The organism is Mycobacteroides saopaulense (assembly GCF_001456355.1).
Classification (GTDB): Bacteria; Actinomycetota; Actinomycetes; order Mycobacteriales; family Mycobacteriaceae; genus Mycobacterium; species Mycobacterium saopaulense.
This window is the reverse complement of record NZ_CP010271.1, coordinates 630,941-647,569: the sequence shown is the minus strand read 5'-3', so window position 1 is coordinate 647,569 and position 16,629 is coordinate 630,941. Positions and strand designations below refer to the sequence as shown.

Below are 16,629 nucleotides of genomic sequence, written 5' to 3'. Positions count from 1 at the left end.
GGCATCCAGACGGACACCCAATGTTCATGGAGGCTTACCCCCACGATGCCCGGAGCTCGCCGCTCAGTACGACCAGCTGCCGGAGGGCTGCACGACGAAGCCGTGCTCGCCGTAGTGACGATCAGGCGGATCCGGGGTGTCCTGGGGCCAGGAGGCGGGCTTCTGCGCCCGGCAGGCCAGCGCATCGTCGGCGATGACGGCGCACACGACCCCATTGCCCGGCGCGAGCTTGGTCCCAGTCGGCAACAACGGATACGGGCGGTCGTCGGGAGTCTGCTCGTACTGCGCGATGAGCCCCGGCTTGGTCAGCGACACCGCCACCGTGTTCATCCCTTCACCGGCACCCACAATCCGTCCGGTACAGGACACACCCAGATCGGCGATCATGTTGCTCTGACACGCGAGACCGCCAGGAGTGCTGAAGACCCAGCCCGACATGCTCGGGTGCGCGCCGATCACCCGATACTCACCCAGATCGGCGGCCGGGTAGGAGTCGACATCCGGAAACTTGGGTGGCTGTGCATTCGCTGCAGGCGCAGTGATCAGGGCTACTGACGCAACAACCGGCATTAAAAATGCAGATAACAAACGTCCCAGCAAGATCGTCACACCCTTCCATCGCGGTAGCTGGAACGGACGTTACCCGGCGAGTTGTGGGTCACACCGTTATCCCAGGTAAGCTCCCTGCTCGTGGTGCTCTTCTTCGAGATCGCGTTGGTGGCTGCCGTTGTCGTCATCACCTGGTTCGCGCTCTACGCGCTGTACCGGCTGATCACCGACGAGTCGTGACGGAACCGGATCCGAACGCCGCCGAACCGCGGCCATCGGTGGGCCGGAATCTCCCCACCTTTCAAGACCTTCCCATCCCCGCCGATACCGCGAACCTGCGAGAGGGCGCGGACCTCAATGAGACGATGCTCGCGCTGCTGCCTTTGGTCGGGGTGTGGCGCGGTGAGGGCGAGGGGCGAGATGCCGACGGCGACTACCGCTTCGGGCAGCAGATAGTCGTCGCCCATGACGGCAGCGACTACCTCACCTGGGATTCGAGGTCGTGGCGACTGGATGCCGATGGACAGTTCGAGCGCCTGACGCTGCGCGAAAGCGGTTTCTGGCGGTTTGCGCCCGATCCGGATGATCCTGACGAGAACCAGGCCATCGAGTTGGTGCTGGCACATGCCGCGGGCTTCGTGGAGCTGTTCTACGGCCAGCCGCGCAATGCCTCGTCCTGGGAGCTGGTGACCGATGCGCTGGCCCGAAGCAAGTCCGGTGCACTGATCGGCGGAGCCAAGCGCCTGTACGGCATCGTCGATGGTGGCGATCTGGCCTATGTCGAGGAGCGGGTGGGCGCCGATGGCGGCCTGGCACCGCATCTGTCGGCGCGGTTGTCACGGTTCGCGGGCTAAAGACTTTTCCCGACTGCACACTCCGCCCCGGATATGGGGCGGCCCCCGAACCGTTCGGCTCGATCGGACTAATCGAGGGTTCGGGGGCCGGGTGGCTGCCGTGGATTTGCCCACCGCAGCGCATGGCTGCAGCTAGCGAGCAGCCACCTCACATGTCCAATAAGCAATCAATGTCTCGGACCACCTCCTTCCTTGTGTACCACCGAAGGTACGACGCAAAAGAGTGCGCGACAACCGATTTATTCTGCGGCGATCCGAATCAGAGCGCGACGGCCTTGTCCACCAGCTCGGGCAGCCGTGCCGCCAGCGGACCCGCGGGCCGTGTGACGCCGTCGAGCGTGTGCACGCGGGCAGCGAGAGTGATACTCGCCAACATCCAGATATCTTGGGCAGCAACCAAATCGGCAGGGGTAAGCGCCCCGTACCGACACGCGACACCCTCAGCCGCCGCCACCTCGAAGAGCGCCCGTTGAGTGGTTCCGTGCAGAATTCCGTGCTCCGGAAACGGGGTAACCAGGGCGTCCCCGGTGTCCACGATGACCGTCGACCGCGGCCCCTCCAGAACGAATCCATCCGAGCTCACGAAGATGACGTCCTGAGCCCCGCGATTTTCGGCGTACCTCAGGGCGGACATGTTGATCGCGTACGACAACGTCTTGGCCCCCGACAGCAGCCACGGCAGCGGCTCGGCGGGTTGCGCGGGCAACCCCCGGTCCAGGGTGATCACCGAGACACCATCACGCCGCGCCAGCAGCGAGCGCTGCGGAACCGGCGCAATGGTCAGGTATGCCGTTGCGCCCCCTCCGCTTTCGCGCCCGCGGGTGTACACCAGCCGCAGCATCGCATCTCCACGCGATATCGAGTTCCATTGCTGCACACCGATCTCGACGGCCGCACGCCACCGATCTCGGTCGGGCTCGGCCAGGTCCATCGATGCCGCCGACCCCGCCATCCGATCCAGGTGCGCATCCAGCTTGCAGACCAGGCCGCCACGCAGCAGCAACGTCTCGAAGGCGCCGTCGCCGCGAACGGCGGCAAGCTCATCGGCATGTAGCAGCGGCACCGACGGGTCATGCACTTCACCGTCGAGTGTGACCACCACCGCTACCGCCATGGGCAATGAGATTAGCGGTCGTAGAGTTGAATCCATCATGACGGCTGTTTACGTACCCGAAGGCAACCCGGACAGCGGTGCCGTGTGGCACTACGGCGACCCGCTCGGTGAGCAGCGCGCCGCACTGACCGGCGCCGCCCTCATCGATCGGTCGACGCGCCCCGTGATCACCCTGTCCGGCCCTGAACGACTCAGCTGGCTGCACACCATATCCAGCCAGCATGTCGCCGATCTGCAGGATGGCCAGACACGGGAGAACCTCAATCTCGACGGCCAGGGCCGTGTCGAGGACCACTGGATACAAACCGATCTGGACGGCGTCACCTACCTGGACACCGAGCCGTGGCGCGGTCAGGCGCTCAAGGACTTCCTCGCCAAGATGGTGTTCTGGGCGAAGGTCGAGGTCGCCTCGTCCGATCTGAAGGTCTTCACCCTGCTCGGGCCGGATACCGATGGCCTGGCCGACAAGCTCGGGATCGCGGCGCTCCCCGATTTCGACCGCGCGGTGGCCCTGCCCGGCGGCGGCCTCATCAGGCGGGTGCCCTGGCCCCTTCCCGATGCGACCTTCGACCTCCTCGTCCCGTCCGGTCAGGGCCTCGCCGAGCGTCTGGGCGTACGGCCGGCGGGTCTATGGGCCTTCGAGGCGCTCCGCGTCGCCGCCGCGCGTCCCCGGCTCGGCGTGGATACCGACGAAAGAACCATCCCCCATGAGGTGGCGTGGATCGCCGTCGACGACGATCCCCGGGCCGTGCACCTGACCAAGGGCTGCTACCGCGGCCAGGAGACGGTGGCCCGGGTGCACAATCTGGGTAAGTCGCCGCGGGTTCTGGTGTTGCTGCATCTGGACGGCTCTGCCGACCGCCCGTCCACCGGCGACGAGGTGGCCGCGGGCGGACGCGCCGTGGGCCGGGTGGGCTCCGTGACCGACCATGTCGACCTGGGACCCATCGCCCTGGCTTTGGTCAAACGATCGGTCGTCGAGGCCCTCGCGGACGGCAATCCGGCACCCCTTTCCGCTGGTCCGTCGCCGGCCGCCATCGACCTCGATCTACTACCCGACCTGCATGGTGAGCAGCGCGGACGGGACGCGGTGAACCGCCTACGACAGGGGTCCGGCCAACTGGGCAGTTAGGGCGTGCAGCAGTTGGTGGATCGGCACGCTAAACTATCGTCAGGATCGATAAACAAACTCCACCGGAGCCGCCCTCGAATCGGGCCGCTCCGCTATTGCGCGAGGGGGTTCCCCCATGGGCCGCGGCCGGGCAAAGGCAAAGCAGACCAAGGTTGCTCGCGAGCTGAAGTACAGCTCTCCTCACACGGATCTTGAGCAACTCCGCCGTGAACTTTCGGGTGCTCCGGTATCTCAGCCGGACGACGACCGCACCGGCGACCGCTGGGCGGACGACGAGGACGCCTGGCGCCGCTAAGACGGCCCCCGGTCAATACCCCGAGGTCCCGTTCTAGAACCTCGGGTGCTGCCCTACCAGCAAGGCACGATCGCTGCCCGAATCCTTGCCCGACTTCTTGATGGTGCCGAGGGTCCAGCAGTCGATGTGTCGTGCGGTCAGCACCGCCAGGGCCCGGTCGACGTCTTCGGGCGCGACCACGGCGACCATGCCGACGCCCATGTTGAAGGTCTTCTCCATCTCGGCGCGCTCGATGCGGCCGCGCTGGGCGATCATGCCGAAGATAGGGCCCGGGGTCCAGCTTCCCCGATCGAGCTCGGCGACCAATCCCTCGGGGATGACGCGGGCCAAGTTGCCCGCGAGCCCGCCACCGGTGACGTGGCAGAACGTGCGCACCTCGGTCTCGGCGGCCAGCGCGAGGCAGTCCTTGGCGTAGATACGGGTGGGCTCCAGGAGCTCCTCGCCCAGCGTGCGGCCGAACTCTTCGACCTGTCCGAACAGGTCCATCCGGTCGATCTCCAGCAGCACGTGCCGCGCCAGTGAGTACCCGTTGGAATGCAAGCCCGAGGAGCCCATCGCGATCACCACGTCACCGGGACGCACTCGGTCCGGTCCCAGCACCCGGTCTGCTTCCACGATGCCCACGCCGGTGGCCGACAGGTCGAAGTCGTCGGGAGCCATCAAGCCGGGGTGTTCGGCGGTCTCACCACCGAGCAGGGCGCAGCCGGCGATGGCGCACCCCTCGGCGATGCCCGCGACCAGCTCACTGACGCGCTCGGGCACCACCTTGCCGACGGCGATGTAGTCCTGCAGGAAAAGCGGCTCGGCACCGCACACGACGAGGTCGTCGACCACCATGGCCACCAGGTCCAGGCCGACGGTGTCGCGTTTGTCCATCGCCTGCGCGACAGCGATCTTGGTGCCGACGCCGTCGGTGGAGGCCGCGAGGACCGGTTCGCGATAGCCGCCCTTGAGGGCGAACAGCCCGGCGAAGCCGCCGATGCCGCCCAGCACCTCGGGGCGATGCGTCTTGGCGACGGATGTCTTGAATAGTTCGACCGCCCGGTCGCCGGCTTCGATATCCACCCCGGCCGCGGCATACGAATTACTGGGTTTGTCGGCTCGCTCGCTCATATCGGGCCTTACGGTACCCGTCTGCCGTTACGGCCGTGCGCTGCCCGAGAGGGTCGGGACTCACGTAACCACCCGTCCCAGCTGGCAGAGGTGTCCGCACGGCCCTACTTGAACCGGCCCGCGAATCCGCGCAGCGGCAGGTCGGCCGAGGTAAGGATGCCCGGCGGGGCATCGATGACACTCCGGATGGCGTTGAGTGCCGGCAGGCCCGTGACCGTCATTCCGACGGATGCGAAGGCAGCCGGATCGGAAAAGTCGGTTCCTGGTTTCGGGATGACCATATGCTTGCTGTAGACGCAGGGGTCGCCCTGGATCTTGGTGATGTAACAGCCCTTGACGTTCCAATGCGGCTCGGTTTTCGGCGTCATCTGCCATTCGATGTGCACCTCGACCTTGGGTACTCCGCCGACAATCCCCTGGTATTTCAGGTAATTGGCTCCCAGGGAACCCTTGGGCAGCCGGTACCAGCCCAGGTCGACATCTTCGGTACAGGCACCCAGTTCGTAGGAGAAGGTGACGTCGTCGAGTTCCACGCCGAAACAGTCGGCCATCAGGTACACCCCGTCGGCGAAGACACGCGTGCCCTTCTCGAGCATCGCTGGGATCGCTGGATCGTCTATGGGGCGTCCGTATCCGACCATCTCCCAGGAATCCACCGAGTGATGGCAGGACACATCCACCGATTCGATGACGGTCACGTTCTCGATGTCGGCGACATCGCACGAATGGACCACGCCCAGGATCTGCGTCAGCCCCGGATTCATGCCCGTGCCGTAGAATGTGGACCCGCCGCGTTCGCATGCTTCCCGCAGCACCTCGGTGGTGGGGCGTCCCGAGGGATGCGGGTGGTTCCGGTCGCGGTGGTGCCCGGTGATCCAGTCGGCGGTGGTGACGATGTCGATGCCGGCCTCCAGCACCTTGACGTACAGCTCCTCGTCGGGGAATACACCATGGAAGGTCAGCACGTCGGGTTTGGCGGCGATGATCTCCTCCACAGTGCCGGTGGCGATGACCCCGTTGGGTTCCAGCCCCACGAGAGCTCCAGCATCTCGACCGATCTTCTCCGGTGAGTAGCAATGCAATCCGGCCAATTCCAGGTCGGGATGCCGGGCGATGCGTTTGATCATCTCGGTGCCGACATTTCCAGTGGCGACCTGAAACACCCTGATTGCACTCATGCTCTGATCTCCTCCGGATAGAACTGCGTTGCCCACCTGCGCAGGGCGATGAAGCCCTCGTACTCGGCACGTACCAACGCCGGTGGATCCGAATACCTTTGATGCGACCAGATGTGGATATCGGCGAGGAATTGGTCGATGATGGCCTGCGAGAACGTCTTTGCGGTGTGCGGCGGCTCATCGGACTGGTCGCCGGGCTGCCTACCGATGAAGACCGTGAACCTGACATCACAGGTCTCGTCGTCCACGGGCGTCACCGCCGAGACAGTGCGGTTGTCGATCATGCCCCAACTTTTCGTGACGGCGACGCCCAAGCCACCGTTGATGGCCTGCACCCCACTGGCCATGTCGTCGGCAGACATGCCCGGTATCTCGTCGAATGCGATCGTGAAGTCGACATAGGAGATCGGCTCCTCGAATTCCTGGCGGGTGAATTTCGGTACGAACGGCGTCTTGTGCACGTACTTGAAATGCGCGAAGTCGACCCCGTTCTCGAGGACGTATTGCGGATGCAGTTGCAGCCGTTCGCGATACAGGGTGCTGTGCGGAAAACCCGGATAGTAGTCTCGGGCGCTACTGCCGTCACCGAATCCACCGAAGACATCGGGGACGTCGAAGTACGGCGCACCCCCGTCGATGTCGTGCCAGATGTACACCGCCTCATTGCGTTCCGTCACCGGATAGCTTCGAATGCGCCGCAACGGGTTTGGGCGCTTTTCGTAGGGTATGCACACGTTCCTGCCGTCGCGGTTCCACTCCCAGCCGTGGAATGGGCAGACGATGCGGTCACCCTCGACGTGACCACCGTGGCCCAAATGCGCGCCGAGATGCTCGCAATGGGCGTCCATCACCGCCAGTTCTCCCGACCGCGCGCGCCAGGCCACCATCTCGCGCCCGAAATAGGTCATCCGGTGCACAGCCCCGACCGCGATCTCCGCGGACCACGCGACCTGGAACCACCCCGTGGGCTTCATCGACAACGGCGGCTTCGGCATCGGAACCTCCTTACGCGGGTGACCCTAATCCACCGTCGGCATTTTTCACAGAGACTTCTATGAAAAACTTTCGCCCGCTAGCATCGTGTAGATGAGCGAGGCGGTGGCCGCGGGGCGACGGGCGAATCGCCGTGGCCTGGCCACCCGCGAGGGCATGCTCGACGCCGCCTTGCGTGTACTTGCCTCGGGCGATCCGGCAGCGGTGTCGGCGAACAAGATCGCCAAAGAATGCGGTGCCACCTGGGGCGCCGTGAAGTACCAGTTCGATGACATCGACGGACTATGGGCGGCGGTACTGCAGCGCACCGCGGAGCGACGCGGCGACCAGCCCTGGAAGAAGGGGCCCACCGATCCGGACGCCTCCCTGCAGGCCAGGGTGAGCGCGATCGTCGAAACTCTCTACAGCGGATTGACGTCACCGGACTCGCGGGCCATCGAGAACCTGCGCCGAGCCCTGCCCCACGAATCCCAGGAGCTTGAGCGGCTGTACCCCCAGACCGCAGCCGAGCTGGCCTCATGGAAACATCGTTGGGCACGAGCCTGCCAGCAGGCGTTCGACGGCTTGGACGTCGATCCCGTCCGGGTGCGCGAGGTCGCGGCCTTCATCCCGGGTGCGATGCGGGGACTCGTCTCGGAAAAGCAGTTGGGTACCTACTCGGATCTGCAGGAGGCCCGCCGAGGGCTGACCAACGCGATCGTCGCCTACCTGGGAGGTCACACATGACCCGCGTCCACGCATTCACCGAGGACGCCCTGGGCGACTTGGATGCCACCGGCGTGGCTGAACGGATCGCCTCCGGCGAGGTGACGGCCGCCGAATGCGCCGAGGCCGCCATCGTGCGTCTGGAGCGCGCCAACCCGTCACTCAACGCGGTGGAGTTCAAGGACTTTCCGCGTGCACGGGAGCGCGCGGCGGCAGCCGAGGATCCCGCCGGGACCCCCAGTGCATTCCGCGGAGTACCCACCGCGACGAAGTGCAACATCCATGTCGCGGGAATGCCACTGACCGAAGGCTCCGCCGCGATCTCACCGACGCTGCAGACGGTGGACGGACCGTTCACCCGACAATTCCTCAGCACGGGAGTCGTGCCCATCGCGTCGACCACCATGCCCGAGTACGGCTGGTCGGCCAGCACCGAGCGTTCGGGTGGGTCGGTCACCCGCAATCCATGGCACACGGACTTCTCGGCCGGCGGCTCCTCGGGTGGCTCAGCCGCACTGGTCGCCGCCGGCGTGGTGCCCATCGCACACGGTAACGACGGCGGCGGTTCCATCCGGATCCCAGCAGCAGCCTGCGGACTCGTGGGTCTCAAGCCCAGTCGCGGAAGACTTTTGGGTGATCCGTCGAGCGGCGCGGCACCCGTGAAGATCGTCGCCGACGGAGTCTTGGTACGCAGCGTCCGGGACTGCGCGCGCTTCTTCGAAGCGGCCGAACTGCACTACCGCAATCCGAAGCTCACCCCGATCGGCCATGTGGACCGCCCGGTACAGCGACGGCTGCGCGTCGGCCTGTGCATGGACTCTCCCTTCACCCCGGCCACCGACACCGCGACCCGGCAGGCGGTGAACTCCGCTGCGGAATTACTTGAGTCCCTTGGCCACACCATCGAGCCGTACACACCGGCGGTGCTGCCCTCATTCAAGGTCGACTTCGAGGACTACTGGTCCTTCTTGGCCTTCGCCGTCGCCAAGGGCGGCCCCCGGTTGTTCGACGGGTTCGATGCCACCCGGCTGGACCCGCTGACGATCGGGCTCAGCCGCAGGTTCGTCAGGCGGTCGTACCGTACGCCGCTGTTCTTGGCGCGCCTGGCTGCGTCCGCCCGGGTGTATGAACGCGGATTCCTCGGTATCGACGCCGTGCTGACGCCGGTACTCACCCACACCACACCGCGGATCGGCTACCTCAGCCCGGACCAGGATGCGGACGTGCTGCTGGACAAACTCAGCTCGTACGTGGGATTCACCCCGGTACACAATGCCTCCGGCGCTCCGGCGATATCGCTTCCGCTCGGCTCAGATCCCGATGGCCTGCCCATCGGGGTGATGTTCAGCGGCCCACGGGGCAGCGAACGGACGCTACTCGAGCTGGCCCTGGAAATCGAGGAAGCACAACCCTTCTCAATGCTGGGCTAGTCGCTACTTCACGGGGCCCACGCACCATCAGCGACCGTGATGCCGGTCACAAATCATCAGTGTTGCAACAAAATTCGTACTCTCGACATGCGATCCACCGGTCCAGCCCCTACCGTCATTCGCATGCCGACGGCGTCGCACCGAGCGAGCGATATCTTGCGGAATCCGGCTTCACACCACCCGCGTGCCGCCGGCCTGCGCGCCCTCTTGGCCACGTGCCTGGTCGCGTCATTGGTCGTCACGGACACAGCGCCCGCCACACTGCGCGCGATCCCGCGCAACCTCCCGTCGACTCCCATTACGTTGACGGTGGAGTCCGGTTTCATATCGCTGACGTCGAGTTCGACACCACTGGGAGCCGAACATGGCGAATCCGATTCCTCACCGGTTTTGACGATCACCAAGCGGTCTACCGTCTCGCTGAATCCGGGCGTCAACGGCCAAGGCCTCGATGCGGTGATCCAGTCCGAATCCCTCACGGCACCTTCCCAAGCCGATAAGCCGACACCCGACAGCATTCCGGTCGTGCTGGTGCACGGCACTGCCGAGAATCAGAAGTACTGGGACGCGATGACGACCAGCCTGCACGATGCGGGCATGAAGGCCTTCACCTTCGAATACGGCCAGACGGGATTTCAGGGCCTCGTCGGGTCGATCGGGCAGAAGATCGGCCTGCGCGGCTTCGGTGATGTCGAGGTATCCACCCAGCAGCTCGCGGACGAAGTGGCGACGGTCCTGGACCGAACCGGCGCGGGCAAGGTCGACCTCGTGGGTCATTCCCAGGGCGGCCTGTTGATCAAGAATTTCGTGGCACAGGACAAGTCCGACAGAGTGGCCAATGTGGTGCAGTTGGCACCGTCCACCCATGGCACCACCTTCAGCGGGCTGGCTGACGTCATTGGTCCGGTGGGCAATTCGGTCAACATCAACGGCTGGAAACCCGTCAAGGACGCGATCTACTCGGCCGCCGGAACACTGGCCTGGCCGTCCCTGTCACAACAAACCGTGGGCAGCCGCTTCCTCGACAAGCTGAACAAGCTGCCCGACACCAAGCCCGGTGTCGACTACCTGGTGGTGAGCACCAAAGACGATATCGTCGCCACCCCCTACAAGGCTCAATTCATCACCGCGGCACCGGGTTCCACCGCGGTCAATATCGAAGCCCATTCGCTGCCCGGCGTACCGCGCGACGGGGTGGTCGACCACGGCCTGAACACCGGAGAAGTCATCTCGGCGGTGACTCGTTATCTCAAGTCCAGCCAATCGGCACAGCGTTCCGCCGATCAGGTGAAGGCCAATCCCGGCACGACGCTCACCAGGGACGGCGACACGACAACCGTGTCCGAGGGCGGCAAAGTCGTCGCGACCATCGACGGCCGGCCCACACCTGCAAAACAGAACGCTGCCAAGCCATCTCGCGCATCAACCGGCCAGGCACCGACCGGCACCACGGCTACCACCCCGTCCGGGGCGACCCTGGAGGTCGCGGGGCGCGATGTCACCGTGAAACGCAACGGCCAATCGGTCACGATCAGCGAAACCCACGGTGTGACGGTGGCCAACACCCCCACCGAACAGAAGCCAAGTACCAAGAAATCCCCGCCACCGGTTGCCGGTGAGACGAAGATAAAAGAGCCGGCGAACAAGCCCGAGGCCGACAAGAAGCCCACGGCGCCCAAGACCCCTGACATCACACCGAAGATCGGCATCGGCGCCAATGGCCTCACCGGCGGCAACGCGACCAAGACCGTCAATGGCAATTCCACCTCCACCGGTTCGTCGAGCAGCCTTGGTGGACAATCGTCTTCTGCCCCACACGGTCCCAGCTCGACCACCGGGGCAGGTGAAGGCAAGGCAGGAGAGAGCAAGACGGGACATTCGGACAGCGGTTCCGGCTCGCCCTCCCGCGATCACACGAAATCCGTCGCAGGGGCGGCGCACGAGCACACCGGCGGCGACTCCTAGCCCTGTGCCGAGATGACATTGGCGCGGGTCAATCGCCGGTCGACTCCCGCATAGATGTCATCTCGGCGTTGAGGAACGATCGCGCTGCCGCCTGCGCTGCTCCACCGGGTCCGGCACCGGTACCGCGGCGACCAGTGTGCGGGTGTACTGGGTGGACGGGTTGTGCAGGATCTGACCCCGCGGCCCCAGCTCTTCGAGGACTCCATGGCGCAGCACCGCGACCTCATCGGCCAGCCGGTCCACCACGGCCAGATCGTGGCTGATGAACAGGCAGGCGAATTGCCACTGGCGCTGTAGCTCCTCGAACAGGTCCAGCACCGCCGCCTGCACCGACACGTCCAGGGCACTGGTGGGTTCGTCCGCGACCAGCAGGTCCGGGCCCAGCGCCAGCGCGCGGGCCAGATTGGCACGCTGCCGCTGACCGCCCGAAAGCTCGTGTGGATAGCGGTTTTCGGTGCCGGCCGGAAGTTGCACCGCATCGATCAACTCCGCGACGCGGGCGAGGATCTTGTGTTGATCGCCGTATCGGTGCACCCGCATGGGCTCGGCGATGCAGTCGCCCACGCGCATCTTGGGATTCAGCGAGGTGGCCGGGTCCTGGAAGACGAACCCGAATTGGGCACGCAGCGGGCGAAGCTTGCGTTGACTCATCCCGACGAGCTCGTGCCCGAGCATCCGCACCGATCCCGAGGCGGGTTGCTGCAACGCGGCCACACACCTGCCGATGGTCGACTTTCCGGAGCCGGACTCCCCCACCAGTCCAAGGGTTTTACCCCGGCCGATGCTGAAGCTCACATCGTCCACCGCCCGGAAGGAGGAACGACCCAACAGGCCCGGGAACTCCACGACAAGGTTGGACACCTCCAGCACGGGCTCCGCGGGTCCCGCGTCCGCCGCCGCGTGTTCTGGGTCACCCTGACCCAGGTGCGGGACGGCATCCAACAACGCTCGGGTGTACTGCTCGGCCGGCTCGGCGAACAGCCTTTCCACTGGTGCTATCTCGACGACCTTGCCGTGTCTCATGACGACCACGCGATCGGCGATATCGGCGACGACCCCCATGTTGTGGGTGATGAGCACGATGGCACTGCCTAGACGGTCGCGCAGATCGCGCAGCAGTTCCAGTATTTCGGCCTGCACGGTGACGTCCAGCGCAGTGGTCGGTTCGTCGGCGATGATGACCCTCGGGTCGCAGGCGATGGCGATCGCGATGACCACGCGCTGTTTCTGGCCGCCGGACAGTTGATGCGGATAGCAGTCGTAACGGCGCTCCGGGTCGGGCAGCTGCACGAGCTTGAGCAATTCGATGACCCGGGCGCGGGCCTGGCTACGGCTCATCTCCGAGTGCGCACGCACGGCTTCGCTTACCTGGTACCCGATCGTGAACAGTGGATCCAGCGCCGCTCCGGGCTCCTGGAACACCATCGCGATGTCCTTGCCGCGCATGGCCGTCAGCTCGCGACCCGACAGCTTGGTGACGTCCCGACCGCCGAGCAGGACCGAACCGGTGATACGCGCGGTCTCCGGAAGCAGCCGGATCGCGGTGCGTGAGGACACCGACTTGCCCGAACCAGACTCCCCGACGACGGCCAGCACCTCGCCCGGTTTCACGTCGAACGACACGTCTTCGACCGCCGCCACCGGTCCGCTGTCGGTACTGAATGTCACCGACAGTGACTCGAACGACAACGCGGCAGGCACGTGCGTCTCGCTCATGCGTCACCTCGCCGGGTCCGCAGCAGTGGGTTGATGACTTCGTTGAGACTCTCGCCCACCAGCGTCATGCCCAGCACCACCAACACGATGGCCGTGCCCGGAAACACTCCCGTCCACCAAATACCGTTGGCCACATCCGATAAGGCCTTGTTCAGGTCATATCCCCACTCGGCGGCCTGCGTGGGTTCGATGCCGAAGCCCAGGAAGCCCAGGCCCGCCAGAGTCAGAATCGCCTCGGCACCGTTGAGGGTGACGATGACCGGCAGCGAGGACGTGACATTCGACAGGATGTGCCGGAACAGGATTCGTGAGGTGCTGGCACCGGTCACCCGGGCGGCATCGACGTACGGCTCCTGCTTGACACCCACGGTGGCATTGCGCACCACCCGGAAGTACTGCGGCACGAACACGGCCATGATGGCGATGGCTGCCGCGAGAATGCCTCCGCCGGTACTGGATTGCCCTCCGGTGACCGCGATGGACACCACGATCGCCAACAGCAGCGAAGGCATGGCGTACAGCGCGTCCGTCACCAACACCAATATGCGGTCCAGCCAGCCACCCAGGTACCCGGAGGTCAGGCCCAGCACCACTCCCACCGGCAGGGAGACCACCAGCGAGGTCACGATGACCAACAGCGCGGTCCGCGCACCGAACAGCACGCGCGAGAGCACATCTTCGCCGCGCACCGAGGTGCCAAACCAGTGCTGCCAGGACGGCGCCTGCTGCCGCACGAAATCGGCACCGTCCGAGGTGGTTTGCGAGAAGCCGTACGGGGCCAAGACGGGGGCAAGTACCGCGACGAAAATGAACCCGATGACGAGGACCAGCCCGGCCACCAGCGTGAACCGTTGCAGTCCATGGGTGGAACGCAGCAGGCCCGCACCCGGCAGCCCGCGCAATCGGCGACTCACGGACCCCCTGACCGGTGTTGTCATCAGAACCTCACCCTCGGGTCGATGAACGCGACCACCACGTCGATCACGAAACTCATCACCGCGACGATGATGGCGATCACGGTGACGATGCCTTGCACCGCGACGAAGTCGCGAGCCGAAAGATAGTGCGCGAGCTGTGAACCCAGTCCGTTCCATTCGAAGGCCGTCTCGGTCAGCACCGCCCCGGCGAGCAGCATCGCGATCTGCATGCCCATCACCGTCACCACCGGCACCAGCGAGTTTCGGAAGGCGTGCCGCCCCACGACGACCCTCTCCGGCAGCCCTCGGGCACGGGCCGCATCCACGTAGCCCGCGCGCAGCGTCTGCAACAAGTTGACCCGCACCAGCCGCAGGAACACCCCGGCCGTCAACAGCCCGAGAGCCAGCACCGGCAGGACCAGATGCTTGAGCGCGTCCACGAAATAGGCGCTGTTGCCGTACAACACCGTGTCCACCAACAGCAGGTGGGTGCGGTGCGGCATGGCGTCCAGCGCGATCTCGGTTCCCACGGTGCTGCGCCCCGAGGCGGGCAACCATCCCAGTTTCACCGAGAAGAACAGCTTGAGCAGGATCGCGACGAAGAACACCGGTGCCGCATAGAAGAAGACCGCAGCCAGCCGCAGGGACACGTCGGTCAGCTTGTCGCGGTGCGTTGCGGCCAGCCGTCCCAATGGGATTCCCACCAGCAGCGCCACCAGGATGGCGCCGACCGCGAGTTCCAGGGTGGCGGCGCCGTTGACGACGATGATGTCGGTGATCGAGCGCTTGTCCGTGAGCGTCTGCCCGAAGTCACCGCGCAGCACTCCGGTCAGGTACTCCCAGTACTGCGTCCAGATCGGACGGTCGAATCCGGCTTCGGCCTTGCGTTTGGCGATCTCCGCCGGGGTGAGCCGGCCTCCGGCCTGGGCGGTGATCGGGTCGCCGATACCGCGCATGAGCACGAACACCAGTGTCATCAGGATCCACGCGGTCGGGATGATGAGTGCCAGGCGCACTCCGAGGTAGCGCAGCAGCGTAGTGCTCATGCACTGCCGCCTGTCTTCCTCAGCGGCGTGAATTGGAACTTGAACGAGGGCCCCAGCTCGATCCCCTCGACGTTCTTCACGGACACCGCGATTTGCTTTCCGGTGAGCAGCGGCAGCGTCGAAATGTAGTCGCGCGCCATCAGATCCTGGATCTGTCCGATGATGCCCAATCGCTTGGCGCGGTCCGGTTCGGTGGTCTCCGCGGTGATGAGACGGGTGATCGTGTCGTTGGAGAAATGGTTCACCACCATGTTGTCGGGCATGAAAAACGGGGTCAGATAGTTGTCCGGGTCGGGGAAATCGGGGAACCAGCCGAACTGATACACGGGGTAGGAGTCCGATGACCGGCGCTCTTGGTAGGCGACCCACTCGGTGGACTGCAAATCCACCGAGAACAGGCCGGAAGATTCGAGCTGCCCCTTGACGGCCGCGTATTCCTCCGATGAGTTCGCGCCGTAGTGGTCCGGGTTGTATTGCAGGTTGATCTGGACCGGCAATGCGATATTGGCTTCCGCCAGGAATTTTCGAGCCAAATCGACATCGGGCTTGGCTCCGTACAGGCTCTTGAAGGACTCCACGGCACCCGGCATCGAATCGGGCACCACCGAGTAGGCCGGCGTGTATATCCCCTTGTATACATTGCGGGACAACGCCTCACGGTCAACCAGTGACGAGATGGCCTTGCGGATCGCGAGTTTCTGCGCGTCCGTGCCACCCGGCATGGTCTTGAGATTGAAAACGATGTACCGAAGCTCCCCGCCGGGACCCTCGTGCACGGCGAGGCGCGGGTTGACCCGCAGCGTCTCGATGTCGTTGGGCGAGAGGCTGCGGTAAGCCACGTCGATGGCCCGATTCTCGATGTCGATCTTGAGGTTTTCACCGCCGGTGTAGTACTTGATGCCGATCAGGTCCCACTGCGGCTTGCCCAGTCCGCCCACGTATCGGGGGTTGGTCCGCAGGCCGATCAGTTGATTCTTGCTGTGAGAGGTGATCGTGTACGGACCCGCGAAGGGCTCGGCCTTGGCGATCGCATCGTCGTCGAGCAGCCGATCGGGCGGAAAGACCTCTTCGTCGATGATGGGCCCGGCGTTGGTGGCCAGCACCTGAGGAAAGGTCTGGTCGTTGGGGAGCTTCAGCCGGAAGTCGACGGTCAGATCGTCGGGCGTCTCGATGCGATCGAGGTTCACCAACAAGGATTGTGGCCCGTTGGGATCGTTGATGACGCGCTCGCGGTCATACGAGAACTTCACATCCGAGGAGGTGAGCTTGTGCCCGTTGGCGAATACCGAGCCGGGCTTGAGGGTGCAGCTGTAGAGCGTGGGGTTCTTGAATCCGCACGACGCGGCCAGATCGGGTTTGAGGTCCCCGGTCCCCGGCGTGAAGTTCATCAGGAAGGGGTAAACCTGGTTCTCGACCTGGAACGACCCGTTGTCGTAGGCCCCCGCCGGATCGAGGGTGGACACGCGGTCGGTGGTGCCGACCGTGAGGTACTCGCCATCCACGGCTCCAGGTGGCCGCCCGACCCCACATCCGGCGACGAGCAGCACCAAAGTGACCGTCGCCAGTTTGCGCATCCGAAGAGTATGGCAACACTTGCCCCACCCTGCTGGGATGCGATGCAA

15 protein-coding genes are annotated in these 16,629 nt (G+C 65.0%); 6 read left to right on the top strand and 9 right to left on the bottom strand.

From position 1 onward, the window contains the following. Nucleotides 1-63 precede the first annotated feature (63 nt). Complete coding sequence (locus tag MYCSP_RS03260) at nt 64-438, bottom strand: hypothetical protein (RefSeq protein ID WP_083018019.1); 375 nt, start codon at nt 436-438, stop codon at nt 64-66. Nucleotides 439-785: 347 nt separating this feature from the next. Here MYCSP_RS03260 and MYCSP_RS03250 point away from each other — a divergent pair, with 347 nt between their 5' ends. Beyond that, nucleotides 786-1,403, top strand: coding sequence for an FABP family protein (locus tag MYCSP_RS03250; protein ID WP_083017987.1), 618 nt, complete (start codon nt 786-788; stop codon nt 1,401-1,403). A 259-nt stretch (nt 1,404-1,662) separates the two neighbouring features. On the opposite strand, the gene MYCSP_RS03245 is transcribed toward MYCSP_RS03250, so the two are convergent. After that, on the bottom strand, nt 1,663-2,517 hold the full coding sequence (locus MYCSP_RS03245; RefSeq protein WP_088413166.1) for an aminodeoxychorismate lyase: 855 nt from the start codon (nt 2,515-2,517) through the stop codon (nt 1,663-1,665). A gap of 37 nt (nt 2,518-2,554) precedes the next feature. Here MYCSP_RS03245 and ygfZ point away from each other — a divergent pair, with 37 nt between their 5' ends. Continuing rightward, nucleotides 2,555-3,649 carry a CAF17-like 4Fe-4S cluster assembly/insertion protein YgfZ gene (gene ygfZ, locus MYCSP_RS03240; protein ID WP_088413165.1) on the top strand — a complete coding sequence of 365 codons (1,095 nt, stop codon included), beginning with the start codon at nt 2,555-2,557 and terminating at the stop codon, nt 3,647-3,649. A gap of 115 nt (nt 3,650-3,764) precedes the next feature. Beyond that, nucleotides 3,765-3,944, top strand: a complete 180-nt coding sequence (locus MYCSP_RS03235) for a DUF3073 domain-containing protein (protein ID WP_070913129.1) — start codon at nt 3,765-3,767, stop codon at nt 3,942-3,944. Nucleotides 3,945-3,977: 33 nt separating this feature from the next. Here the strand turns inward: MYCSP_RS03235 and purM are convergent, their stop codons facing one another. The 3 genes from purM to MYCSP_RS03220 all read right to left on the bottom strand — a co-directional run bounded on the left by purM (nt 3,978) and on the right by MYCSP_RS03220 (nt 7,230). Next, nucleotides 3,978-5,057 carry a phosphoribosylformylglycinamidine cyclo-ligase gene (gene purM, locus MYCSP_RS03230; protein WP_070913130.1) on the bottom strand — a complete coding sequence of 360 codons (1,080 nt, stop codon included), beginning with the start codon at nt 5,055-5,057 and terminating at the stop codon, nt 3,978-3,980. 104 nt (nt 5,058-5,161) lie between these two features. After that, nucleotides 5,162-6,235: an NAD(P)H-dependent amine dehydrogenase family protein gene (locus MYCSP_RS03225; RefSeq protein WP_088413164.1), complete on the bottom strand. Its 1,074-nt coding sequence runs from the start codon at nt 6,233-6,235 to the stop codon at nt 5,162-5,164. Then, nucleotides 6,232-7,230: a Rieske 2Fe-2S domain-containing protein gene (locus MYCSP_RS03220; RefSeq protein ID WP_088413163.1), complete on the bottom strand. Its 999-nt coding sequence runs from the start codon at nt 7,228-7,230 to the stop codon at nt 6,232-6,234. The genes MYCSP_RS03225 and MYCSP_RS03220 overlap by 4 nt, the downstream gene beginning before the upstream one ends. 154 nt (nt 7,231-7,384) lie before the next feature. Here MYCSP_RS03220 and MYCSP_RS03215 point away from each other — a divergent pair, with 154 nt between their 5' ends. The 3 genes from MYCSP_RS03215 to MYCSP_RS03205 all read left to right on the top strand — a co-directional run bounded on the left by MYCSP_RS03215 (nt 7,385) and on the right by MYCSP_RS03205 (nt 11,328). After that, a complete protein-coding gene (locus MYCSP_RS03215) occupies nt 7,385-7,954 on the top strand; it encodes a TetR/AcrR family transcriptional regulator (RefSeq protein ID WP_162266305.1) in 570 nt (189 codons plus the stop codon). Next, on the top strand, nt 7,951-9,363 hold the full coding sequence (locus tag MYCSP_RS03210) for an amidase (RefSeq protein WP_088413161.1): 1,413 nt from the start codon (nt 7,951-7,953) through the stop codon (nt 9,361-9,363). Before MYCSP_RS03215 ends, MYCSP_RS03210 begins: the two co-directional genes overlap by 4 nt. A gap of 123 nt (nt 9,364-9,486) precedes the next feature. Continuing rightward, complete coding sequence (locus MYCSP_RS03205) at nt 9,487-11,328, top strand: esterase/lipase family protein (RefSeq protein WP_088413160.1); 1,842 nt, start codon at nt 9,487-9,489, stop codon at nt 11,326-11,328. A 57-nt stretch (nt 11,329-11,385) separates the two neighbouring features. On the opposite strand, the gene MYCSP_RS03200 is transcribed toward MYCSP_RS03205, so the two are convergent. The 4 genes from MYCSP_RS03200 to MYCSP_RS03185 are packed head-to-tail and all read right to left on the bottom strand — an operon-like array spanning nt 11,386 to nt 16,581. After that, the gene (locus tag MYCSP_RS03200) at nt 11,386-13,044 is read right to left on the bottom strand and encodes an ABC transporter ATP-binding protein (RefSeq protein WP_088413159.1); all 1,659 of its coding nucleotides are present in this window, start codon (nt 13,042-13,044) and stop codon (nt 11,386-11,388) included. Beyond that, a complete protein-coding gene (locus MYCSP_RS03195) occupies nt 13,041-13,982 on the bottom strand; it encodes an ABC transporter permease (protein ID WP_088413158.1) in 942 nt (313 codons plus the stop codon). Before MYCSP_RS03195 ends, MYCSP_RS03200 begins: the two co-directional genes overlap by 4 nt. Next, nucleotides 13,982-15,007, bottom strand: a complete 1,026-nt coding sequence (locus MYCSP_RS03190) for an ABC transporter permease (RefSeq protein ID WP_070913138.1) — start codon at nt 15,005-15,007, stop codon at nt 13,982-13,984. Before MYCSP_RS03190 ends, MYCSP_RS03195 begins: the two co-directional genes overlap by 1 nt. Then, nucleotides 15,004-16,581 carry an ABC transporter substrate-binding protein gene (locus MYCSP_RS03185; protein WP_088413157.1) on the bottom strand — a complete coding sequence of 526 codons (1,578 nt, stop codon included), beginning with the start codon at nt 16,579-16,581 and terminating at the stop codon, nt 15,004-15,006. The genes MYCSP_RS03190 and MYCSP_RS03185 overlap by 4 nt, the downstream gene beginning before the upstream one ends. Nucleotides 16,582-16,629: the final 48 nt, after the last annotated feature.

Coding starts and splice junctions, on each gene's coding strand:
- MYCSP_RS03260 (WP_083018019.1), bottom strand. CDS start 438: ATGTCGGGCTGGGTCTTCAGCACTCCTGGCGGTCTCGCGTGTCAGAGC.
- MYCSP_RS03245 (WP_088413166.1), bottom strand. CDS start 2,517: ATGGCGGTAGCGGTGGTGGTCACACTCGACGGTGAAGTGCATGACCCG.
- ygfZ (WP_088413165.1), top strand. CDS start 2,555: ATGACGGCTGTTTACGTACCCGAAGGCAACCCGGACAGCGGTGCCGTG.
- MYCSP_RS03235 (WP_070913129.1), top strand. CDS start 3,765: ATGGGCCGCGGCCGGGCAAAGGCAAAGCAGACCAAGGTTGCTCGCGAG.
- purM (WP_070913130.1), bottom strand. CDS start 5,057: ATGAGCGAGCGAGCCGACAAACCCAGTAATTCGTATGCCGCGGCCGGG.
- MYCSP_RS03225 (WP_088413164.1), bottom strand. CDS start 6,235: ATGAGTGCAATCAGGGTGTTTCAGGTCGCCACTGGAAATGTCGGCACC.
- MYCSP_RS03220 (WP_088413163.1), bottom strand. CDS start 7,230: ATGCCGAAGCCGCCGTTGTCGATGAAGCCCACGGGGTGGTTCCAGGTC.
- MYCSP_RS03215 (WP_162266305.1), top strand. CDS start 7,385: ATGCTCGACGCCGCCTTGCGTGTACTTGCCTCGGGCGATCCGGCAGCG.
- MYCSP_RS03210 (WP_088413161.1), top strand. CDS start 7,951: ATGACCCGCGTCCACGCATTCACCGAGGACGCCCTGGGCGACTTGGAT.
- MYCSP_RS03205 (WP_088413160.1), top strand. CDS start 9,487: ATGCCGACGGCGTCGCACCGAGCGAGCGATATCTTGCGGAATCCGGCT.
- MYCSP_RS03200 (WP_088413159.1), bottom strand. CDS start 13,044: ATGAGCGAGACGCACGTGCCTGCCGCGTTGTCGTTCGAGTCACTGTCG.
- MYCSP_RS03195 (WP_088413158.1), bottom strand. CDS start 13,982: ATGACAACACCGGTCAGGGGGTCCGTGAGTCGCCGATTGCGCGGGCTG.
- MYCSP_RS03190 (WP_070913138.1), bottom strand. CDS start 15,007: ATGAGCACTACGCTGCTGCGCTACCTCGGAGTGCGCCTGGCACTCATC.
- MYCSP_RS03185 (WP_088413157.1), bottom strand. CDS start 16,581: ATGCGCAAACTGGCGACGGTCACTTTGGTGCTGCTCGTCGCCGGATGT.